The sequence below is a fragment of the Propioniciclava flava genome, from assembly GCF_004126535.1.
GTDB lineage: Bacteria > Actinomycetota > Actinomycetes > Propionibacteriales > Propionibacteriaceae > Propioniciclava > Propioniciclava flava.
On record NZ_PPCV01000013.1, the window covers coordinates 25,781 to 47,933 of the forward strand.

Annotated in this window: 17 protein-coding genes, 1 tRNA gene and 2 pseudogenes; 15 read left to right on the forward strand and 5 right to left on the reverse strand. The window is 68.9% G+C overall.

What is annotated here, in order from left to right; genetic code table 11:
* Positions 1–51 precede the first annotated feature (51 nt).
* A pseudogene (locus tag C1706_RS14865) lies at positions 52–969 on the forward strand (polyprenyl synthetase family protein); the annotation flags it as partial.
* On the forward strand, positions 954–2,447 hold the full coding sequence (crtI, locus tag C1706_RS13605) for a phytoene desaturase family protein (protein ID WP_241653582.1): 1,494 nt from the start codon (positions 954–956) through the stop codon (positions 2,445–2,447). The pseudogene C1706_RS14865 and the gene crtI, both read left to right, overlap by 16 nt.
* A gap of 60 nt (positions 2,448–2,507) precedes the next feature.
* On the opposite strand, the gene C1706_RS13610 is transcribed toward crtI, so the two are convergent.
* From C1706_RS13610 to C1706_RS14415, 3 genes are all read right to left on the reverse strand, one after another.
* Positions 2,508–3,119 (reverse strand): OmpA family protein, encoded by a 612-nt coding sequence (locus C1706_RS13610; protein ID WP_206661151.1) that lies wholly within the window; start codon positions 3,117–3,119, stop codon positions 2,508–2,510.
* Positions 3,116–3,703: a hypothetical protein gene (locus C1706_RS14125; protein ID WP_164987577.1), complete on the reverse strand. Its 588-nt coding sequence runs from the start codon at positions 3,701–3,703 to the stop codon at positions 3,116–3,118. Before C1706_RS14125 ends, C1706_RS13610 begins: the two co-directional genes overlap by 4 nt.
* 74 nt (positions 3,704–3,777) lie before the next feature.
* Positions 3,778–4,140 (reverse strand): hypothetical protein, encoded by a 363-nt coding sequence (locus C1706_RS14415; protein WP_206661152.1) that lies wholly within the window; start codon positions 4,138–4,140, stop codon positions 3,778–3,780.
* 190 nt (positions 4,141–4,330) lie between these two features.
* Here C1706_RS14415 and C1706_RS14420 point away from each other — a divergent pair, with 190 nt between their 5' ends.
* From C1706_RS14420 to ileS, 4 genes are all read left to right on the forward strand, one after another.
* Positions 4,331–5,068: a hypothetical protein gene (locus C1706_RS14420; protein ID WP_206661153.1), complete on the forward strand. Its 738-nt coding sequence runs from the start codon at positions 4,331–4,333 to the stop codon at positions 5,066–5,068.
* Positions 5,038–5,238, forward strand: coding sequence for a hypothetical protein (locus C1706_RS14425; protein WP_206661154.1), 201 nt, complete (start codon positions 5,038–5,040; stop codon positions 5,236–5,238). Before C1706_RS14420 ends, C1706_RS14425 begins: the two co-directional genes overlap by 31 nt.
* Positions 5,239–5,287: 49 nt before the next feature.
* Positions 5,288–5,674, forward strand: coding sequence for a RidA family protein (locus C1706_RS13630; RefSeq protein WP_129459787.1), 387 nt, complete (start codon positions 5,288–5,290; stop codon positions 5,672–5,674).
* Positions 5,675–6,122: 448 nt separating this feature from the next.
* Positions 6,123–9,260: an isoleucine--tRNA ligase gene (gene ileS, locus C1706_RS13635; RefSeq protein ID WP_129459788.1), complete on the forward strand. Its 3,138-nt coding sequence runs from the start codon at positions 6,123–6,125 to the stop codon at positions 9,258–9,260.
* Positions 9,261–10,734: 1,474 nt separating this feature from the next.
* On the opposite strand, the gene C1706_RS13640 is transcribed toward ileS, so the two are convergent.
* Positions 10,735–11,067 (reverse strand): YbjQ family protein, encoded by a 333-nt coding sequence (locus C1706_RS13640; RefSeq protein ID WP_129459789.1) that lies wholly within the window; start codon positions 11,065–11,067, stop codon positions 10,735–10,737.
* Between the two features lie 437 nt (positions 11,068–11,504).
* On the opposite strand from C1706_RS13640, the gene C1706_RS13645 reads away from it, so the two are divergent.
* From C1706_RS13645 to C1706_RS13665, 6 genes and pseudogenes are all read left to right on the forward strand, one after another.
* Positions 11,505–12,113: a DUF4395 domain-containing protein gene (locus C1706_RS13645; RefSeq protein ID WP_241653583.1), complete on the forward strand. Its 609-nt coding sequence runs from the start codon at positions 11,505–11,507 to the stop codon at positions 12,111–12,113.
* The gene (locus C1706_RS14710) at positions 12,079–12,396 is read left to right on the forward strand and encodes a TlpA family protein disulfide reductase (RefSeq protein WP_284690575.1); all 318 of its coding nucleotides are present in this window, start codon (positions 12,079–12,081) and stop codon (positions 12,394–12,396) included. The genes C1706_RS13645 and C1706_RS14710 overlap by 35 nt, the downstream gene beginning before the upstream one ends.
* 1,571 nt (positions 12,397–13,967) lie before the next feature.
* A pseudogene (cysK, locus tag C1706_RS13655) lies at positions 13,968–14,917 on the forward strand (cysteine synthase A).
* Positions 14,914–15,258, forward strand: a complete 345-nt coding sequence (locus C1706_RS14870; protein ID WP_348981036.1) for a glutathione S-transferase family protein — start codon at positions 14,914–14,916, stop codon at positions 15,256–15,258. The pseudogene cysK and the gene C1706_RS14870 overlap by 4 nt, the downstream one beginning before the upstream one ends.
* Before the next feature lie 45 nt (positions 15,259–15,303).
* The gene (locus tag C1706_RS14875) at positions 15,304–15,894 is read left to right on the forward strand and encodes a glutathione S-transferase C-terminal domain-containing protein (RefSeq protein ID WP_348981037.1); all 591 of its coding nucleotides are present in this window, start codon (positions 15,304–15,306) and stop codon (positions 15,892–15,894) included.
* A 67-nt stretch (positions 15,895–15,961) separates the two neighbouring features.
* Entirely contained in the window at positions 15,962–16,813 is an 852-nt protein-coding gene (locus C1706_RS13665) for an SDR family oxidoreductase (RefSeq protein WP_129459791.1), read from the forward strand.
* A 145-nt stretch (positions 16,814–16,958) separates the two neighbouring features.
* Here the strand turns inward: C1706_RS13665 and C1706_RS13670 are convergent, their stop codons facing one another.
* Positions 16,959–18,797 carry a phosphoenolpyruvate carboxykinase (GTP) gene (locus C1706_RS13670; protein ID WP_129459792.1) on the reverse strand — a complete coding sequence of 613 codons (1,839 nt, stop codon included), beginning with the start codon at positions 18,795–18,797 and terminating at the stop codon, positions 16,959–16,961.
* A gap of 347 nt (positions 18,798–19,144) precedes the next feature.
* Here C1706_RS13670 and C1706_RS13675 point away from each other — a divergent pair.
* The 3 genes from C1706_RS13675 to C1706_RS13690 all read left to right on the forward strand — a co-directional run bounded on the left by C1706_RS13675 (position 19,145) and on the right by C1706_RS13690 (position 22,069).
* Positions 19,145–19,220, forward strand: a tRNA-Arg gene (locus C1706_RS13675).
* 537 nt (positions 19,221–19,757) lie between these two features.
* A complete protein-coding gene (locus C1706_RS13685; RefSeq protein ID WP_164987578.1) occupies positions 19,758–20,378 on the forward strand; it encodes a hypothetical protein in 621 nt (206 codons plus the stop codon).
* Entirely contained in the window at positions 20,375–22,069 is a 1,695-nt protein-coding gene (locus C1706_RS13690; protein ID WP_129459794.1) for a SpaA isopeptide-forming pilin-related protein, read from the forward strand. Before C1706_RS13685 ends, C1706_RS13690 begins: the two co-directional genes overlap by 4 nt.
* The last annotated feature ends 84 nt before the right edge of the window (positions 22,070–22,153 follow it).

Genomic DNA, 22,153 nt, shown 5'->3' on the forward strand with positions numbered 1-22,153 from the left:
GTGATCGGCGCCGAACCCGGCGACCTGCCGACCTGGCTGCGGTCGCTGCGCGCCGCCGGCGGCAAGCGCATCCGGACTCAGATGTGCCACTGGGGCTTCGTCGCCTCGGGGGGCGCCCTGGACTCCCCGCAGCACGCCCAGGTGGTGCGCTCGGCCGCCGCCCTGGAGACGCTGCACCTGTTCGCGCTGATCCACGACGACGTGATGGACGGCTCGGTGACGCGCCGCGGCGTCCCGGCCGCCCACGTGGTGGCCGCCGCGCGGCACCGCCAACTGCAGGCGCACGGCTCCTCGGAGCGGTTCGGCGAGAGCCTGGCGATCCTGCTGGGCGACCTGGCCCACTCCGAGGCGGACCGGCTCACCCACACCCTCCCGCTCGAGATGCGCGACTACTGGTACGACCTGTGCCTGGAGCTGATCGTGGGGCAGCGCGCCGACCTCACCGGCGGCGCCTCGGGCCGCACGGACCGGGCGCACGCCGAGCAGGTGGCGGCGCTGAAGTCGGGCGCCTACTCGATCCAGCGGCCGCTGCACCTGGGCGCGCTGGCGGGCGGGGCGTCGCCCGAGCAGTCCGGCGCCCTGGAGCGCTTCGGGCACCACCTGGGCCGCGCCTTCGCCTGGCGCGACGACATGCTCGGGGTGTGGGGCGACAGCGCGCGCACCGGCAAGCCGGTCGGGGACGACCTGCGCGAGGGCAAGGCCACCCTGATCTGGGTGCTGGGCGTGGAGCGCCTCACTGGGCGGGACGCCGTCGCGATGCGGCGGGTCGGCACGCTGATGTTCGCCGACGACGACGTGCACCGGCTGCAGCGGGCGCTGGAGGAGGCCGGGGTCCGCGACGAGATGGAGCGGCTCATCGACGCCGAGGTGGAGGCCGCCGAGGCGATCCTCGACGGCTCGCCGCTGACGCCCGCCGGCATCGCCGGGCTCCGCGGCGCCGCCCACGACATCGCGTGGCGCTCGACATGAGCCACGTCGTGGTGATCGGCGCCGGGCTGGCCGGCCTGTCGGCGGCCTGCCACCTGGTCGGGGACGGCCACCGGGTGACCGTGGTCGAGAAGGAGCCCGTGCCCGGGGGGCGCTCCGGACGGCTGACCCGCGACGGGTTCACGTTCGACACCGGCCCCACGGTGCTCACGATGCCCGCCCTGATCGACCGTCCGCTACGGGCGGCGGGCTCGAGCCTGGCCGAACGGCTCGAGCTCAGCGTCCTGGACCCGGCCTACCGCGGCTTCTTCGCCGACGGCTCGACCCTCGACGTGCGCCACGGCCACGAGGCGATGCGCGCCGAGATCGCCGCCGAGTGCGGGCCCCGCGACGCCGCCGCGTTCGACGACTTCGTGGTCTGGCTGCGGGAGCTGTACGAGGTCGAGATGCCGCACTTCATCGACCGCAACTTCGACGGCCCCCTCGACCTGCTCGCCCGGCCGCGGGCGGCGCTGAGCCTGCTCCGCCTGGGCGCCCTGGGCCGGCTGGGGCCGATGGTGCGGCGGCGCTTCGACGACCCGCGGCTGCACCGGCTGTTCTCCTTCCAGGCCATGTACGCCGGGCTCGACCCCGAGCGGGCGCTGGCGATCTACGCCGTCATCACCTACATGGACTCGATCGAGGGGGTGTACTTCCCGCGCGGCGGGATGCGCGCCGTCCCCGACGCCCTGGCCGGGGCCGCGGCCGACGCCGGCGTCGAGTTCCGCTACGGCACGAGCGTGACGAGCCTCGTCCGGGACGCCGCGGGCGCGGCGCGCGGCGTGGTGCTGGACGACTCCCGCACGCTGGCCGCCGACGCCGTGGTCTGCACGATCGACCTGCCGACCGCATACGAGTGGCTGCTGCCGGGGCTGCGTCCGCCGCGGGCCGTCGCCGGCGTCCTGGGCGGGCGCTACTCGCCCTCGGCGGTGGTGTGGCACGTCGGCGTCCGGGGGGTGCCGCAGCGGTTCGTGCACCACAACATCCACTTCGGGGCCGACTGGGCCGGGGCGTTCGACGACCTGCTGCGACGCGGCACGACGATGGCCGACCCGTCGCGGCTGGTGACGGTGCACTCCCTGGACGATGCGGACGCCGCCCCCGAGGGCTGCAGCACGCTGTACGTCCTGGAGCCGGTGCCGAACCTCGAGGTGGGCGGCATCGACTGGTCGCGCAGGCGCGAGCCGATGCGCGCGAGCCTGCACGCGTTCCTGGTGGAGGCGGGCTACCCGTCCGACATCGTGGTCGAGGAACTCGTCACGCCCGACGACTGGCTGGCGCAGGGGATGGCCGCCGGGACGCCGTTCGCGCTGGCGCACACGTTCCCCCAGACGGGCCCCTTCCGGGCCCCCAACGTCGACCGGCGCGTCCCGCGCCTGGTGTTCGCCGGGTCCGGGACCGTGCCGGGCGTCGGCGTCCCCATGGTGCTGCCGTCGGGGCGGCTGGCGGCCGAACGCGTGGCCGAGCTGCTCGGCCGCTGACGCCGCAGGGCGGCGGACGCCGGAGCCGAACCGGGGGCGGGACGGGACGCGCGCGGCCGGTCACCCGGCGTAGCGGATCTCCACCCGTCGGTTCTTCGCCCGTCCCTCGGGGTTGTCCTCGCCGCCCTTCTCGTTCGGCTCGACGGGCTTGGTCGCCGCGAACCCCTCGACCGTGAGCGCGAGGTCGGGGCGGGCGGCGCGGATCGCCCCGGCCACCGCCTCGGCCCGCTCCTGCGACAGCGCCGCGTTGCGGGCGGCCGAGCCGATCGAGTCGGTGTGCCCGCCCACCGAGACCTTGGCGCCCTGCGGCACGTCCTGGACGAGCTCGGCGATCTTCGCGGGGCCGGCCTTGGGCAGTTCGGCCTTGTCGAACACGAAGAGGATGTCGGAGCTGAGCGTCACCACCTGTTCCGACCCCTGCGTGGTGCGCTCCTCGACCGGACGCGTCCGGGCCTCGATCGGTGCGGTCTTCGGGTCGATCGGGAAGATGCTCGCCGCCAGCTCGGCGTCGCTCGGGGTGGGCAGCGGCTCGGCGGCCGCCGGAAGGGCCAGGATCAGCGACGCCGCGAGGGCCACGGCGCCCGCGCAGGCGCGCCGCATGCGGCGGGCGGCGTGCGCGTCGGCGGCCCGGCCCCGATCGGCGCTCGCCGAGCCGGGGGTCGCGGCGATCACGAGATCGGCGCGCCGGGGACGGCCGGCACGTTGTCGGCGAGCACCGCGTCGATCGTCGTCACGGACTCCGGCGGGGCGGCGAACACCGCGTAGGCGTACAGCGTCTGACCCGGGCGGAACGTGACCCCCTGGTCGTCGGTCTGGACGGCCGAACCGTCGGCCCGCACCACCTCGTGGAGCGTCAGGTTCGTGGTGTCGACCAACTGCGGACGCCAGGAACTGTTGCCGAGGTAGTGGTAGAGCATGCGCGGCTCGTCGCTGGCCCCGTCGGCCGCCGTCACCGTGAACGCATAGGACGCGAGCACGGTCTTTCCGGACCGCTTGAGCCCCAGCAGGTCGACCCTCTTCGTGGCGTTCGGGTCGCCCTCGACCACGGCCGCGGTCGTGGAGGAGGCGATCGGCTTGGGCGGGTTGGCTGGGTCGATGCCCGCCTTGGACGCCTCCGCCGCGGCGGCCTCGGCGCTCGGGTCGGCGGACGCGGCGGCGGTCGCGCCCGGCGCGCTGCTGGTGCCGCCGGCCGGCGGGGTGGACGCCTGCTGGGGCCCACCGCCGGAGCAGCCGACCAGCAGGAGGGACGAGGCCACGGCCGCGGCCTGGCCCCGCTCATCGCCACCGCCCTCGTAGGCTGGGCGAGCGGGCAGATCTGGCCCGTGGTCGTCTACGTCGCCGTGATCTGCCTGGTGGGCGCCATCGCCACCGCGACCGCCTCCATCCGGCCCGACACCGCCGACGCCGGGCGCCTGCACGAACTCAACGAGGGAGCCACGGCATGACCAGGATCCTCCTCAGCGGCGGTCACGTCGTCGACCCGGACGCCGCCCGCCCCGTGCGCGCCGACGTCCTGGTCGAGGACGGCGTCATCGTCGCCGTGGGGGAGGGCCTGGACGCCGGCGACGCCACCGTCGTCGACGCCGCCGGACGCTTCGTCCTCCCTGATCGACGCCCACTCCCACACCGAGGGCGCCGTCTTCGACCCCGACGTACAACTCGGCCTGCTGCGCCAGGGCGTCACCACGGTCACCGGCGGCCAGGACGGCGTCTCCTACGCTCCCGGCGACGGGGAGTACGCCTCGTGGTACTTCGCCGCCATCAACGGCGAGCACCCCGACTACGTAGGCCCCCGCGTCGCGGACCTCCTGGCCGGCTACGACGGCCGCGTCCCGGTAAACGTCGCCTACACCGTCCCCGCGGGCACCGTCCGCCACGAGGTGATGGGCGCGGAGAACCGGCCCGCCACCGAGCACGAGCTCGCCGCGATGGTCGCGCTCGTCGCCGAGGGGCTGGCCGACGGCGCGGTCGGGGTCTCGACCGGGCTCGACTACACCCCTGGCCTGTTCGCGGACGCCGACGAGATCGCCGCAGTGTGCGCCCCGCTCGCCGGCACCGGCCTGCCGTACGTGTCCCACATGCGCGGCGGCTACGAGGAGAACGCCCGCGTCGGCGTCGAGGAGGCCGGACGCATCGGCCGGGCAGCCGGCGTCGGCGTCCACCTGTCGCACTTCCACCCCCGCGCCGACCTGGCCCACGAGCTGATGGAGTGGCTGGACGCCCAGGGCGTCAGCGCCAGCTACGACGCCTACCCCTACACCCGGGGCTGCTCGATCATGGGCATGATGCTGCTGCCGCCGGAGCTCAACGCGCTGCCGCCGGCCGAGGCGGTCGCCGTCATCCCGACCCCGAGGGGCGCGACCGCGTCCAGCGCTCGGTCGAGGACCTGGGGCGCCTGTTCTCCCACCCCGCCCACCTGGGAGGCTCGGACGGCATCTTCATCGGCCAGCACCCGCACCCGCGGGCCCGCGGCACGTTCGCGGCCTTCCTGGCCACCTACGTGCGCGAGCACGGCTTCTGGGACTGGCCCACCGCCGTGCGGCACCTCTCGCGGGGCGCCGCCCTGCGGTTCCGGCTCGGCGAGCGCGGGATGGTGCGGCCCGGCGCCGTCGCCGACCTGATCCTCGTCGACCCGGACGCCGTCGCCGACACCTCCACCTACCCCGAGCCGCTGGGCCTGGCCGTCGGCATCGACGACGTTCTGGTCGCCGGCGTCCCGGTGCTGGCGGGCGAACGCCTCACCGGCGCCCTGCCCGGCGGCGGCCTCCGCGCCGCCCCGCCGGCGGCGTGACCCGCCGGACCCACCGTTCCGACCCCCGACCCTCCACGAAAGGAACCCCATGACCGACATCATCAAGCAGGCCATCGTCACCGCCGAGGCGCCCCGGCCGGCGGGGCCGTACAGCCAGGGCATCGTGAGCGGCGACCTGCTGTTCACGGCCGGATTCGGCCCGCAGGACCCGGCCACCGGCGAGGTGCCCGCGAGCGTCGCCGACCAGACCGGGCAGGTGCTGACCAACATCAAGAACGTGCTCGCGCAGCACAACGTCGGCATGGACGACGTGCTCAAGACGACCGTCCACCTGGCCGACCTGGCCGACTTCGCCGAGTTCAACGACGCCTACGCGGAGTTCTTCTCCCAGCCGTACCCGGTGCGCACCACCGTCGGCTCGCAGCTGGCGAACATCCTCGTCGAGATCGACGTGGTGGCCCGCATCCCGCGCTGACCCCTCAGCGGCCCGGCCGCCACCGGGCCGGCGCCGCGGCGACCCTGTTCCCGGTCGCCGCGGCGTCGTCGCGACGTGTGGCAGGGTTCGATGGCATTTCCCCCACGGTCGATCCCCGCCCTCCGGGCGTTCCTCCTAGCCACGGAGGTGGCCCCTCTCGTCGAGCGTTGCGGAAATGCCAGAACCGGAGCGCAGGGCTCCCGGTGGTCGGCAGCGGAGCAGCGAGCGCCCCCACTTGGCCGGGGTTGAAGCCGCCCGTATCATGGGAGGGTCCGCACGGCTGTGACGGGGCCATCACCCCCGAGCTGCCGGAAGAACGGCCCCGCGAGGGGCTCATTAGAACCGGCCGCGGCGCACAAGGAAGCGGGACGCCTCGGCGTCCAAGGAGGGTGGTACCGCGGGGCGAGAGCCTCGTCCCTTCGTCCGAACGAGGAACGAAGAGGATGAGATGACCACCCAACCCGGGTACAACGCCGTCGCGCCGCAGGTAGACCTTCCCGCGATGGAGCATGAGGTGCTCGCCTTCTGGCGCGATCACGGCACATTCGAGCGCTCCCTGGCCCAGACGGACGGTGCGCCTCGCTGGACCTTCTACGAGGGCCCGCCGACCGCCAACGGCATGCCGGGCACCCACCACATCGAGGCCCGTTCCTTCAAGGACATCTTCCCCCGGTTCAAGACCATGCAGGGCTTCCACGTCGAGCGGAAGGCGGGCTGGGACTGCCACGGCCTTCCCGTCGAGTTGGCCGTCGAGAAGGAACTGGGGTTCGCCGGGAAGGCCGACATCGAGGAGTACGGCGTCGAGGCGTTCAACGATCGCTGCCGTGCCTCGGTGACCCGCCACGTCGACAAGTGGTCCCAACTGACCGAACGGATGGGCTACTGGGTCAACCTGGACGACGCCTACTGGACGATGTCGACCGAGTACGTCGAGTCGGTGTGGTGGTCGCTGAAGGAGATCCACTCCAAGGGGCTCCTCGTCGAGGATTACCGCGTCGCCCCGTACTGCCCCCGCTGCGGCACGACGCTGTCGGACCACGAACTCGCGCAGGGCTATGAGGACGTCGTCGATCCGTCGGTGTACGTCCGGTTCCCGCTGACCTCGGGCCCGCTCGCCGGTCAGGTCGACCTGCTGGTGTGGACGACGACGCCGTGGACGCTGGTCTCGAACACGGCGGTCGCCGTCCACCCCGACGTCACGTACGTGGTCGCCCGTCATGGCGAGGACGCCCTCCTGGTTGCCGAGCCGTTGGCGCTGAAGGTGCTGGGGGAGGAATGGACGCTGGGGGAGACGTTCGGCGGACGCGAGTTGGAGCGCTGGACGTACCGGCGTCCCTTCGATCTCGTCGACTTCCCCGAGACCCCGGGCGGCACCCACTACGTCATCCTCGCCGACTACGTCACCACCGAGGACGGCACCGGTCTGGTCCATCAGGCGCCCGCTTTCGGTGAGGACGACATGCTCACCTGCCGCGCCTACGGCTTGCCGATGGTGAACCCCATCCGTCCTGACGGCACGTTCGAACCGGAGATCGCCCTGGTGGGCGGGCAGTTCTTCAAGTCGGCCGACAAGATCTTGCTGGAGGACCTGACCGAGCGGGGCCTGCTGTTCCGCAAGCTCGACTACGAGCACAGCTATCCGCACTGCTGGCGATGCCACACCCCGCTGCTCTACTACGCCCAGCCGTCGTGGTACATCCGGACGACCGCGATCAAGGAGGAGTTGCTCGCCCAGAACGAGGCGACCACGTGGCATCCGGAGACCATCAAGCACGGCCGTTACGGCGACTGGCTGAAGAACAACGTCGACTGGGCGCTGTCGCGCAAGCGCTATTGGGGCACGCCGCTGCCGATCTGGCGATGCTCGGAGGATCACCAGGTGTGCGTCGGCTCGCGCCAGGAACTTTCCGAGCTCACCGGTCGGGACCTGTCCACGCTGGATCCGCACCGCCCGTTCGTCGACGATGTCACGTTCGATTGCCCGACGTGCGGACGCGAATCGCGTCGCGTCCCGGAGGTCATCGACGCCTGGTATGACTCCGGTTCGATGCCGTTCGCGCAGTGGGGGTACCCGTGGGTGGAGGGCTCGAAGGAGAAGTTTGAGCGGGCGTTCCCGGCTGACTTCATCTCTGAGGCCATCGATCAGACGCGCGGCTGGTTCTACTCGCAGATGGCCGTCTCGACGCTGGTGTTTGGCGAGTCCGACTTCCGCACCGTCGTGTGCCTGGGACTGATCCTCGCTGAGGACGGCCGCAAGATGTCCAAGCATTTGGGCAACATCTTGGAGCCGATCCCTCTCATGGATCGGCATGGGGCGGACGCGGTGCGCTGGTTCATGCTGGCGGGCGGTTCGCCGTGGGCGTCACGACGTGTGGGTCACTCGACGATCCAAGAGACCGTCCGCAAGGTGTTGTTGACGTTCTGGAACGCGGTCAGCTTCCAGTCGCTGTACGCCCGCACCAGCGGCTGGGCTCCTGTCGGGGCTGCCCCTGCCGTCGCGGATCGTCCGGTTATGGACCGGTGGCTGGTCGCCGTCCGCAACCAGCTCATCGACCAGGTGACGGCCGCGCTGGAGGCCTACGACACCCAGCGTGCCGGTGCTTTGCTCAGCGACTTCGTCGACGACCTGTCGAACTGGTACGTGCGCCGCTCGCGGCGTCGGTTCTGGGCGGGCGACGAGGCGGCATTGTGGACGCTGCACGAAACGCTGGACGTGGTCGCGCGGCTGATGGCGCCGATGGCGCCGTTCATCACCGAGCAGGTGTGGCAGGACATGATCGTCCCTGCCGTGCCGGGGGCCCCCGAGTCGGTGCATTTGGCCGCCTGGCCGACGGTGCAGGGCGAGGGCGTGGACGCCGACCTGATTGAGTCGATGGGCGTCGCTCGACGCCTGGTGGAGCTCGGACGCGGGGCACGGTCGGAGGCACAGGTGAAGACTCGCCAACCGCTGCGGCGCATCCTGGTGCCGGGGGCGTCCTTCGCGAAGCTGGGGGCCGAACTGGTCGCCGAGATCGCCAACGAGCTCAACGTGGGCGCGGTGGAGTCGTTCGCGTCCGCGGGCGACGTGGTCGACTACACGGCCAAGGGCAACTTCCGTGCGCTGGGCAAGCGATTCGGCAAGGACACCCCGAAGGTCGCCGCCGCGATCGCCGCCGCCGACGCGGCCGCGCTGGCCGCGGAGTTGGAGGAGAAGGGCTCGGCGAGCGTCGACTTCGACGGGGGAACCGTGGTGAGCGCCGAAGAGGTGCTGATCTCGGAGCGTCCGCGGGCGGGCTGGTCGGTGGTCAACGAGCAGGGCGAGACGGTGGCCCTGGATCTGGAACTGACCCAGGAACTCGTGCGGGCTGGCTTGGTCCGCGAGGTCATCCGCCTGGTGCAGGAGCAGCGCAAGAGTTCCGGGCTGGAGGTGTCGGACCGCATCGCGCTCACCTGGGCGGCCGAGGGCGAACTGGCCGAGGCGTTGCGTGAGGCGTCCGGGTTGGTCGCTGATGAGGTGTTGGCTACGTCGCTGACCGAGGGTGAGCCGTCCGGTGACGTCGCCACAGATGAGGGCCTGGGACTGCGCTTCGCGCTGAAAAAGGCCTGATCCGGGCTGGGTTTCCGCTGAGAAGGGGGTCGTCGCGCAAGCGGCGGTCCTCTTCTGAACTCTGGGCAGGAGAGACCCCGCGCGTGCCCCTGTGGATAAGACACCCCTGCCTAAAAACGAGCACGCAGGCTATGTCACATTGAGGTATCCCCCACCCCGGAGGCATTTCTGATGGCTTATGTGAAGCGTGTCTGTTCGCTGGTTGTTGGTGTGGCGTGCGTTGCGTGGGCTGGCTGTTCGTCCAGCCCGGTAGTGACCCCTTCCCCCTCCGCGACGTTGGTGTGTGTTCCAGAAGCCGGTGGTGATCCGGTGGTGTGTGGGCCGATTGAGTTTGAGCAGGCGCAGCGTCGGGATGCGTTGTATGCGGAGGCTGAGGCGGTGTATCGGCGGTATTGGGCGGAGGTGCAGAGGGTTGAGTTGAGTGCTCATCCTGTTGTGACGCCGGAGCTTGAGGCGGTGACGGAGCCTCGGTTTCGGGAGCTTCTTCGACAGGCGTTTGTGCAGGCGGAGGGGAGGCAGCGTGTTAAGGGGGAGGGTTCGGTTGTTTGGGTGAGGCGTGCTCCTGGGGTGTCTCGGTATGGGTCGGTTGTGGCTGTGGATGCGTGTACGGATGGGCGGAATGCGCGTTACCGGGAGCGGGAGGGTGATGCTGAGCCGGGAGGGGTCGTTGAGCATCGCTTGTTCTTCACTCGGTTTGGTATTGATGCTGGGTTGCGCATTGTGGGGTCCGAGTTCGTGGACGTCGAGACATGCTGAGGCGTGGGTCCGTGATGCTTGCTGTGGAGTTGACTCCCTACCTGGAGGAAGCCCGCTCCGGGTCGTCCCACTCGCTGCCGGGTGTCACGTCAGGAGAGTGAGTCGCACCCCCGTTCGAGGTGAGAGACGAAACGCGGCGGGGCGAAGCCGCTGCGGGATCGGCAGCACCGACGGCGGATCCTGCCCACGCATCGTCACGCTCACCTGTGTCCGCGAACTGGGCAGCGGAGTCGGTCGACAAGGGCGCGTTGGGCTCAGTGTGTGCGACTGGCGCGTCCCAGGGGGTGACGGCCCACAAGCTCGATAGCCGCACCAGCAGAGTGCCGGCGACGAGCAGAAACGGACCAAGCATCCAGATAAGAGGCGTGATGAGGCGGAGAATTCCTAGGAACGCCGACGGAGTGTCCTCGTCGGTGGCGGAGATCCCGGACTGGGGATTGAAAGGTACGCCTGCAGGAGGAAAAGGACTGCGCCCGCAACGAGACAGTTCCAGCCTTCACGCCTGACTTTTTGTTCCCGACTCGACATGGCGAAAGCCTAAACGCCTCACCCCCGTTAGGGGACGGGAGATGAGAATCCACGGGATTGGCGATGGAGTTCGCTGACCGCCCTGTGCGCACAGTCTGCGTGTCAAAGAAGTAGGGGCGTGCACCAGCCGCTGCCCTGGCCAGGACCACCGATCTGGGCTAGTTCCACCCAGATCGGTGGGAGGCGGTCGTTACCGCTGCGGGGGCTGGATCGGCTCGACGATCACCGCAGTGCCGTAAGCGCAGAACTCAGTGAAGCTCCCAATCGCACCAGAGTCGAAACGCATCGCGATGACCGCATTCGCGCCACGCTGCTGGGCTTCGGCCCACATGCGCTCCATGACCTCGAAACGAGACTCGTAGATCACCCTCGTGTACTCGGGCATCTCCCCGCCGGCGAGCGCACGGAATCCTGCGGTGAAGTTCTGGCCGAAATTGGCTGAGCGGACGGTAAGCCCCATGACTTCACCAAGCACCCGCGTGATGCGGTAACCGGGGATGTCGTTGGTTGTGACGGCGAACATGGGGGTCTCGTTTCTCTGAGTGGGCGTTGCCGGGAGGTGTCGTCGTGGCAACACCGTCGCCCGCACCTCGTGGGCGACGATATACCGCCGCTGAGGGCGTCGGCTATGACTCCCTCCCAGAGTGCCCCGTGCAGTGCCCCCCTCCGCGAGCGAGCGCCGTCCGAGGGTGTCGGTGGCATGCGTGCTCAGGTGCGCTCCTTGGTTGGCCTTCGCTAGCGGGATAGGGTGATTGCATGTTCAACGCAACTCGGACCGCTGGGGTCGCCGACGTGCGCGTGGGCAGCTGTTGTCGCTGTTGCTGATCGGCCCGACAACGCTCCTTGGTCATTCCCGTGATACTCCCGGGCGCCCATCTCTTGCTCCTTGACGGTCGGTGTTCTGCCGTCACCCGCCACGCACGCGTGGCCCCACGATTCCCCGCTGACAGGAACGCTCTCATGCCACGCTCGTCCACCGCCTCCGCACAGATCGACCCGCGCAGCCCGCGGTTCGGCGCCATCATCACCTCCGTCCTCCTCGCTGTCGTCCTCGCCCTGGGGCCCGGATCCGTGCCCGGGTTCGTGGTGCTGATCGTGCAGACGCTCGCCTTCGCCGCCGGTTCGCTCCTCGGCTTGGGCGCCCAGCCCTGGGGCATCCTCTACCGCCGGTTTGTCCGGCCTCGTCTGGCCCCGCCCGCTGATCTGGAGGACGCCCGCCCGCCGCGCTTCGCTCAAACGGTCGGCCTCGTGTTCGCGCTGGCAGGCGTGGCCGGATGGGTGCTCTCCCTGCCGGTGTTGTTCTTTGCCGCGATCGCTTTCGCGTTCATCGCCGCCCTGCTGAACGCTGTGTTCGACTTCTGCCTCGGCTGCGAGGTGTACCTGCTCGGCAGGCGCATTCTCGGCTCGTCGACCGCACACTGGGGCCGTCGTGACCGGGTTGTGGGTGCTCCTGGGGGCGGTCGTGGTTGCGCTCTCGTTTGGCCTGTATCGCCATCTCACGGACGGGCGCGCCCGGGCTGTTGCCGTGTCGTCCGTGCCCCACCTCGACGCAACAGGCCTGGGACGTGACCTGGGTGATCAAGCGACGTTCGTACAGTTCTCCTCGACGGTGTGCGCGCCCTGCCGTGCGACCCGCGCGCTCCTCGCCGACGTTACGGCCGCTCGACCGGGCGTCGTCCACATCGAAGTCGACGCCGAAACCCGCCTCGACCTGGTGGAGAGGTTTGGCATCATGCGCACCCCCACCGTGCTCCTCCTGGATTCCGACGGCCTGGTCCGGCGACGCATCGTCGGGGCTCCTCGGAAAGCCGAAGTCCTTGATGCGCTCGATGAGGCGATTCACGCCGCCTGACCGCCGCCCCTGCCCGACTCCGTGGAAGGGGTCGCTCTCGGTCTGCGCCCCGGCCCTGATGTGCAGCATCGGCGCGCGAGAGGTGCGCGATCACGGCCTCCCCTGAGGAGATCTCCTCAACGACGTTCTTTCGGGTGGGTCGAGACCCCCAGGACGAGTTCAAGGCTCTGCCAAACTGAGGCTTCCCCCCCCCCAGGAGGTAAACCCCCATGGATCCTTTGAAGTGCGTCGGTTCGCTCATGGTTGGCGTGTGGTGTTCTGCCGTAGTGGGCTGCTCATCAGGAGTGTCATCGGCGCCGCCGGTAGGGAGCCCGTCGCCGTCTGCGACGTTGGAGTGTGTTCCAGAAGCCGGTGGTGATCCGGTGTCTTGTGGGCCGATTGAGTTTGAGCAGGCGCAGCGTCGGGATGCGTTGTATGCGGAGGCTGAGGCGGTGTATCGGCGGTTTTGGGTGGAGACCTTGAGGGGGGAGCAGCTTCGGGATCCGAGTGTGACGCCTGAGTTGGAGGCGGTCACGGGCGGGGTTTTCCGGGGATCGGTCGGTGAGGTGTTGGCCCAGTCGCAGGGGCGTCCGCGTGTGAGTGGTGAGCCTCAGCTTGTGTGGGTGCATCGTCTGCCGGGGCGGAGTAGGGCTGGTTCTATCGTGGCTTTGAGTGCATGTACTGATGCGCGGGATGCGCGTTTTGCGAATCCTGGTGGTCAACCTACGTCGGGCCTTAGAAGCGAAAACAGGTTTTACTTTTCGCGTGATGCCGAGGGTGCGCTCCGGATCGTCGATTCAGAGTTCCGTGAGGTCGAATCCTGCTGAGCTAGCGGTGCCCCAGGCGAGCGTAGGGCGGATGTCGTGGCGTCAGACTCGAGCGAGTTCAGGGGTGAGGCCGGTGCGCCTCCGCTCGGGCGGAAGGTGGCGCACCGGCCTGTTCTCAACGAGCCTCAGGGCGTGGCGGCCATCGGCGCGTTGAGGTTTGGGGCCGCAGCGAGTAGGACGTGTCGCCGGTGGTGCCGGCGAACGAACGTCGCGGGTGTGGGGATGGTTCCAGCAGGCTGGTCACGGCGGGGAATCCTTATGTTGAGTCGTCGGTCCGGGTGCGATCACTCGGGGCGCGACGGAAGAGGTCGAGGGAACGTCAGCGCGACATTCGACAACAACCACAGACCACAGTGGACGCGGCGAGGCGCGACACCTGATCTGGACTCATGGCGCCATCCTGGCAGCCGCACGCAACTCCGGCCGAGGACCTGTCTCGCATGATGGGATGCGTCCGGGCGCCCGCCACGGTTTGGCGGGTCGGGGCAAGCACGGCTACGTTGGCGCTGTGTTCCGCGCCGCACGTCATCACAGCAGCCTGTGCTCTGCCGCGCTGACTCCTGTGGCTGCCCGCTGCTGTTGTCGGTAGTCGCCCCCTCGTGCGCATTGCCTGAGGTTCCGCCTCGGCACCCCGATTCTCTCCGCGTCCAGCGTTAGGGCCCGGCGTACCTCCTTGTCATATGTCGGACGCCCCGCGCCGAATCGCCGCCCTCCCCGTGACCGGTTGTGGGCCCCCATCATCGTTTTCACCTGAGAGGCATCCCCGTGAGCGAACCACGGATCTTCCATAGCCCGACCGAACTGGTCGGACGCACGCCGCTGTTACGCCTTCACCGACTGTTCCCGCACGCCGAGGTGCTCGCCAAACTCGAATTCTTCAACCCGCTGGGCAGCGTCAAGGACCGCACGGCCCTCGCGATCGTGCGGAACGCCGAGGCGTCCGGGAAGCTGACCCCGGGCGGCATCATCGTTGAGGCCACAAGCGGGAACACAGGAATCGCCCTGGCCTGGATCGGTGCAGCGCTCGGCTACCGCGTCGTCATCGTGATGCCCGACGACGTATCGGTGGAGCGCCGCGCCCTGCTGCGCGGACTCGGCGTCGACCTGGAACTCACGCCCGGCGTCGAGGGGATGGTCGGGGCTAACGCGCGTGCCGGGCAGATCGCCGAGGCGACGCCGGGGCGTTCCTGTCCGGGCAGGGTGGCAACGCCGCCAACCCGAATACCCACCACGCAGGCACCGGACCCGAGATCTGGGCTGACACCGCTGGACGCGTCGACATCCTCGTGGCCACGGTCGGCACCGGCGGGACGCTGACGGGGGCGGGCAGCTACCTGCGTGAACACAACCCGAACCTGAAGATCTACGCGGTTGAACCGGCCGAGGCGCCCGTCCTCAACGGTGGTGTGTTCGTCCCGCACAAGATCCAGGGCATCGCCGGGGGAACCGCACTGCCGCCCGTCATGCGCACCGACCTCATCGACGAGACGATCGACATTCCTGGTGAGGATGCGATTGCGGTCGCCCGCGAGGTGATGCGCACCGAGGGCGTCGTCGTCGGCATCTCCGCTGGTGCCGCCCTCGCTGCTGCCCGAGTGGTGGCGGCGCGTCCAGAGAACGCCGGAAAGGTGATCGTGACCGTGCTGCCGGACTCCGGAGAGCGTTACGTCTCCACCGAACTGTTCGACCATGTTCGAGCGGAGGTGTCGGCATGACCCCAGCACAGTTCCGCGCGGAGAACGCCGCCTCCGGTGAGTTCGTCCGTCAGCCCAACCGGTTCTCTGGCCGCATCAGCACCGACTCCGACGCCCAACCTGGGGAAGGACCCGACGCACAGGGTCGTTGGCCCGTGGAGCCGGGACGCTATCGGCTGATCGTGTCGCGGGCTTGCCCCTGGGCGCATCGGGCGATCATCGTCCGCGGTCTGCTCGGGCTCACCGACGTGATCTCGCTCGGCGTCGTCGACCCGATCCGCGACGAACGCGGCTGGCGGTTCTGGCTGGATGAGGGCCATCGCGACCCCGTGCTCGGGATCGAGTTTCTGGAGGAGGCCTAGACCAACACCGCCCCTGACTACGCCGGACGAGTGACCGTGCCCGCGATGATCGACACGGTGACGGGGCAGGTTGTCACCAACGACTACCCGCAGATCACGCTTGATCTCTCGACCCAGTGGGCGGCCTACCACCGTCACGGCGCTCCCAGGTTGCTGCCGGAGCACCCCCAGGAGCGTGCCGAACACGATCGGTTGGTGGACGAGATTTTTGCTGACGTGAACAACGGGGTCTACCGGACCGGGTTCGCCACCTCGCAGGACGCCTACGACGCAGCGTACGACCGGCTGTTCGCCCGCCTGGACGCCCTTTCTGCACGGTTGGCCACACGCCGGTTCCTTATGGGAGCGCACCTCACTGAGGCGGACGTGCGGCTGTTCACGACGCTGGTGCGCTTCGACGCCGTCTACCACGGCCACTTCAAGTGCAACCGCAACAAGCTCACCGAGGATCCGGTGCTGTGGGCTTACGCCCGCGACGTGTTCCAGCAGCCCGGCTTCGGGGACACGGTCGACTTCGACCACATCAAACGCCACTACTACGCCACCCACGAGCAGATCAATCCGACCCGCATCGTCCCGCGCGGTCCCGACATCGACGGCTGGCTGTCTGATCCGGGCCGCGCCTCTTGGGGGTGAAGTGGGCTTGTGTTGCGGAGGCTCGCGTGGCCTACTGGAAACAAGAAAAACTTGAAGGAGCAACTAAATGGGCACTATCGCTGTCACGGGAGCCACCGGACACCTCGGCGGCCTGATCATCGACGCCATCCTCGCCCGTGGGGTCGCCGCCTCCGATGTTCTCGCCATCGTGCGTGACCCCGCCAAGGCTGCCCGCCTGCCCGAAGGCGTCCGCGTCGCAGAGGCCTCCTATGAGGACCAGGCTGCGCTCACCGCCGCCCTGACCGGTGTGGACACCCTGCTGTTCGTCTCGGGGAGCGAGCCCGGGAAGCGTGCCGCTCAGCACCGCAACGTCGTCGCCGCCGCGCAAGAAGCGGGCGTCGGATTCATCGCCTACACGAGCCTGCTGGACGCCGACACCTCAGCGCTGTCGCTGGCCGAGGAGCACGTGATCACCGAGAAGTTGCTTGCTGACTCCGGGATCGACCACGCCGTACTGCGCAACGGCTGGTACTGGGAGAACTACGCCTCAGCCCTGTCTGGCGCTGCGGCGTCCGGTGAGTTCCACGGGGCAGCAGGGGAGGGCCTCGTCTCCGGGGCTGCCCGCAAGGACTACGCCGAGGCTGCGGCCGTCGTCGGAACCACGCCTGGGCATGCGGGCAAGGTGTACGAGCTGGCCGGGGATCCCGCGCTCAGCTACCCGCAGATCGCCGAGGGTATCGCGGAGGTGACGGGGCGTCTCGTCGTCTACGTCAACCAGTCCGAGGCGGCGTATGCCGACCAACTCGCCAGCCACGGGCTGCCGCAGGAAGTCGCACAGATGCTCGCCGGATGGGACACCGCCATCGCTGGTGGCGCGCTCTTCTCCACGAGCACGGATCTCGCCGACCTCATCGGACGCCCCAGCACCTCGCTGGTGGAGACGCTGCGCGCGTTGTGAGCTGATCGTTCCGGGCGGTTGGGCTGGCCCGAAGCAGGCAACGGGGCCGCGTCACGGTGATCGTGACGCGGCCCCTGCTGCGTTCGTCGAGGAAGGGACTGCCGCGCAGTTCTCGCAGCGGGTGATCCGCTCACGCGTTGTGCGCTCAGCCTTCGGCGCGGGCAATCCGCTCACGCAACGCGGAGAGTTGGTGGCGCAAGCGTTGCGGCACCCTGTCACCAAACTGCTCGAAGTACTCCTCGGTCAGGTCCGCCTCCTGGGCCCACGCTTGCGGATCCAAGGCGAAGATCTGATCCAGCGTGGCGTCGTCGAGATCAAGCCCCTCGATGTTCAGATCGCCGTGCTGGGGCAGTTGGCCGGAGAGGCCGTCGGTCGCGCCCACCTCACCCAGGACGCGCCGAAGCGCCCATTCGATCGGGCGCACGTTGTCGCCAAAGCCCGGCCACAAGAACCGGCCGTCCTCACCCTTGCGGAACCAGTTCACCTGGAAGATCGCCGGGGCCTTGTCGCCGAGCACCTCACCCATGTCGAGCCAGTGCTGCCAGTAATCAGCCATGTTGTACCCGCAGAACGGCAACATCGCGAACGGGTCGCGACGCAGGGAACCCACAGCGCCCTCCGCGGCGGCCGTCTGTTCGGAGGAGACAGTCGCGCCAATGAACACGCCGTGTTCCCAGTCGTAGGCCTGTGAGACCAGCGGCACGTTGGACGCCCGACGCCCGCCGAACAAGATGATGTCGAGCGGAACGCCCGCGGGATCGTCCCAGTTGTCGGCGATGGTCGCGGCCTGGTCGGCGGCCACGGTGAAGCGCGAGTTCGGGTGGGCAGCGGGCCGGTCCGAATCCGGCGTCCAATCCGCTCCCGTCCAGTCGAGCAGGTGGGCCGGAGGCTCCTTGGTCAGGCCCTCCCACCACACGTCGCCGTCGTCGGTGAGCGCCACATTGGTGAAGATCACATCGTGATCGAGCGCGGCGAGCGCGATCGGGTTGGTGGACGCCGACGTGCCGGGCGCCACCCCGAAGAACCCAGCTTCGGGATTGATTGCGTACAGGCGGCCGTCCTCGCCGGGACGCATCCAGGCAATATCATCGCCGATGGTCTCCACGCGGTACCCCGGAATGGTCGGCTGCAGCATCGCCAAGTTGGTTTTTCCGCACGCGCTCGGGAAGGCGGCTGCCACGTAGAAGACCTTGTCGTCGGCCTCGCGCGTGATCTTCAAGATCAGCATGTGTTCGGCGAGGGTGCCCTCCTCGCGTGAGAGCACGGACGCGATGCGCAACGCGAAGCACTTCTTTCCCAGCAGAGCGTTGCCGCCATATCCCGAACCGTACGACCAGATCTCCCGGGTCTCGGGGAAGTGGGTGATGTACTTCTCCTCGTTCGCGGGCCAGGGCACGTCGGGGCGCGCATTGCCCTCGGCGTCCACGAGCGGATAGCCGACCGAATGCATGGCCTTCACCCACGGCTGGCCCTGCGCGATCTCGTGCAGCACGTCCGCGCCAACTCGGGTCATGATGTCCATGCTGATCAGCACGTACGGGCTGTCGGTGATCTCGACGCCGACGCGCGAGATCGGGCTGCCGAGCGGCCCCATCGAGAAGGGGATCACGTACATCGTCCGGCCGCGCATGCTGCCCGCGAACAGTCCGTCCAAGGTGTGCTTCATGGCTGTCGGCTCGGCCCAGTTGTTCGTTGGTCCGGCGTCGTCGGGGTCGACGGAGCAGATGAAGGTGCGCGACTCGACGCGGGCCACGTCCGAGGGCGTCGAACGAGCCAGGTAGGAGCCGGGGCGTTTCTCGGGGTTGAGGGGGATGAGCGAGCCGGCGTCCACCATCTCCTGGGTGACGCGTGCCTTCTGCTCGGCGGAGCCATCCACCCACTCGATGGCATCGGGCTGGGTGAGGGCAGCCATCTCGTCGACCCAGGCCACCAGGTCGGCGGGGGCGTTACTCGGAGCGTTGTTGAGGATGGTGTTTACGGTCATGTCGACTCTCCATTCGGCTCAGGTCGCCCGTCCTCGTTGACGGATCAGACCTGCCTGATCGCTGCAACCATCGTGCCAAAGTGGCCATTTCTCACCAAATCGAGGTGCGATGTGCGTACACTTCCGCGCCCACACGTCGAGGGGGTGTGATTTTTGGTCCTCCAGCCCAGAAGTCGCGTCTGAGGGGGCGATGGGGAGGCGTTCTCCCCGGGCCATGCGGGGTGGGGGACGCGCCCCGACGGAGGCGTCGCTGCGGGACTAGCGCAGCCTCTGTTGCAGCCCTGAAGGGGAGTGCGGTTGGCGTCTGGCGCAGAAGGAGGTATAGTTATTTCCCGGTCACCGACCTTGCGCTCGTGGCTTAACGGATAGAGCAGCTGACTACGGATCAGCAGGTTGGGGGTTCGAATCCCTCCGAGCGCGCCAGAGTAAGCCCCGCACCGATCCCCGGTGCGGGGCTTACTACTCATCTGAGGCGTCCGCCCTCGTCGCGCTGGGGACCCTCTCTCTCGAGAGTGTCAAGGGGCTCTGTTGGCATGAAGGCTCAAATCTGTGGGTGGAGGGATGCTGGCTCCGGAGCCCGCCGGAGGTTCTGATGCTGAGAAAGCTCGTCGTTGCCGTTGCCGTTGCCTGGCTGACCTGCCTTCTGATGCTCCCCATTTCCCCTGCTGCCGCGCAGCAGACGTCAGCAGCACCGACGCCATCGCTGGCTGCAGACGCTGACGCGCAGCCCAGTGTCGTCCCGACACCTGCGACGGCGCCGCCATCACCGAGTTCCAGCGTCACCCCGACGCCTTCCGCCACTGCAGCGCGTTCGACGCCTGCGGCGACAACCGCTGCCGATCCCACTCCCGTTCGGACGCCCGCGGAAACGTCGCGGCCGTCCACGACGGCCGCGCAGAGCCGAGAGTTGGCACCCCTCGCGGCGGCTAATGTGTGTGCGCCGGGCCGGATTGTGGGCACGTGCGCGGCAATCTCGCGACGATCGACGTTGCCACAGGCGCCATGCAACGGTTGACCAGCCTCACGGGTAACCAGTTCCCGGGCATGGCCGGCGCGTCGGGGCAGGCGTTGGCCGACTCCGGGACGGTGTACAGCATGGACGTCAATACCGACGGAACGTTTGCGGTACTGCCGTGGCAAAGCGTGTCTTCACGTCTCGTCGTGAGTGTGGTGAACCTCGCGACCAACAGCGTGAGCAATACAACGTTTGGCTCCGTGCCGGAGTCGTCCTTTCGAGGTGGCTGGAACTCCCTCCAGAGCAAGTTCTACTTCACGATCGGTGGCGTCTTGTACGTCTTCGACCCGTCGGCCTCAACTCCGACCAGCACTGCGATCGGCACGATCGCGAGCGCCACGGGCGAATCCATCCCCAACGGCGGCGACCTGTATTTCGACCGTTCGGGAAACATGTACTTGGTCGCGTCAAACGCGAGTTCGAGCGCCCTCTACCGGGTAGACGCGGCCCAGATCGCCAGCGGGGGCTTGAAGGCGACCAAGATGGTCGACCTCGTGGGGATCCCCACCGGCAGTAACGCCAACGGCGTGGCTTCGCCTCGGACGGCTACCTGTATGTGTCGGTGAGTACGACGGGCGCCTCCCAACTGTTGAAGATCGATCCCGCGTCCGGTGCACAGATCGGGGCGACGCTGACGCTCAACAGCCCCGATGGTTCCATTCCGCCCAAGGTGGGCGACTTGGGTAACTGCGTCAGCCCGCGAACGTTGACGGTGGTGAAGAACATCGCCGGACGAGCCACACCCACGGACCAGTTCACGTTGCGCTTGCAGTCGGGGAACAGCACGCAAAGCGCCACCACGTCCGGCTCCACCCTGGGGCTCCAGACGGCCACGCAACTGGGGCCCTCCCCGGTCGTCCCGGGCAACAGCTACGCGTTGTCGGAGACTCCGGGCAACAGCGGAACCCGTCTGGGCCGCTACAGCACGACATGGCGCTGCACCGCAGCGGTCACGGGGGCAGAGGTGGCTACCGGGACGGGAACACTCCTCACCCTCATCTTCCCCGGCGACGCCGTCTCGAACGGCGCCGTGACCTGCACGGTCACGAACACGCCCGCGCCCGCGAGCCTCACGCTGCGTAAACAGTGGGTGTTCTCCGGGCCTGGTCTGCCGAGCGGCACCATCGCGAACGCTAACCTTGGCGCCGCTTTGCAAGCGGCTGGCTTGGCCGCGGACGCGGTGAGTTCGACCGTATCCGGCGTCACGATCAACAACTCGGCGGCGACCAATCCGGGTTGGGACGGTACCGTCTCGGCGTTCCGCTCCGACACGGAAGGCGTCACCGAAACGGTGACGCTGCGCGGCGCCCTGGCCCAATGCTCGTGGCAACAAGACGCGACGGTCGCGTCGCTCACCTCCGGCGCGGTGACGACGACCACCACGAGCACCAGCCAAACCTTCACGGGGACGCTCGTGGCCGGGGCTCAAACCTTGACGGTCACCAACACGGTGGTCTGCACTCGGCTGACCTTGGTCAAGCAGGTCGACAATACGGCCGCTGGGGCGTCGAGCGATACCCTGCTCCCCGGGGCCTGGGGCGGAAAACTCCACGCGACGCCGCTGGCGGGCGGAAACAGCATGACCGGCCAGTACGTCAATGGGGCCTTTGTCGGACAGTACGTGCCCGGCGGCACCTACCAGTTGAGTGAGGACGCCGTCGCGGGCTACGCCCAGCAGGCGCTCACCTGCGTCGCGCAACCATCGGGAACGCCGGTCGCCGTCACCGCTCAGGGACGCGTGACGCTCACCCCCGGTCAAGACGTGCGGTGCACCTTCGCGAACGCTGCGCAGCCTGGCCAGGTCACGTGGAGCAAGAAGGCCGAGGGCACGAGCACTGACCTGCTCGCCGGATCGGTGTGGCGCATCGACGGGCCTGGTGGCCAGCAGCTCGCGGTGATCGACTGCACCGCATCGCCCTGCACGGGAGCTGATCAGAACCCGGCGGTGGGGGCCTTCACGGTCACCGGGCTGACCTGGGGTTCTTACACGCTGAACGAGACGGTCGCGCCTCCCGGGTATGTGCGGAGCCTGACCCCGATCCCGTTCACGGTGGGCGCCGGACAGACCCCCGGTGCCGGGGCGTCCGTCGCCTTGGGCACCCTCCTCCATAAGAAGACCCCGCCGGTCCTGCTTCCCCTGACGGGCGGGATGGGCACGGACGCCTACCTGGTCGCCGGCGGTGCCCTGCTGGCTTTGGCGATCAGCGTCGCGGTGGTCGCGAAGCGTTCGACGCGCAAACCTCACGATTCACAGTGACCGGGGTGGCGTCGACCACCGGCACGCGCAGGGCGGGGGTGACGTGGCTGCCGGTTTGACCCGTCGGTGGGCCGACCAGTGAAC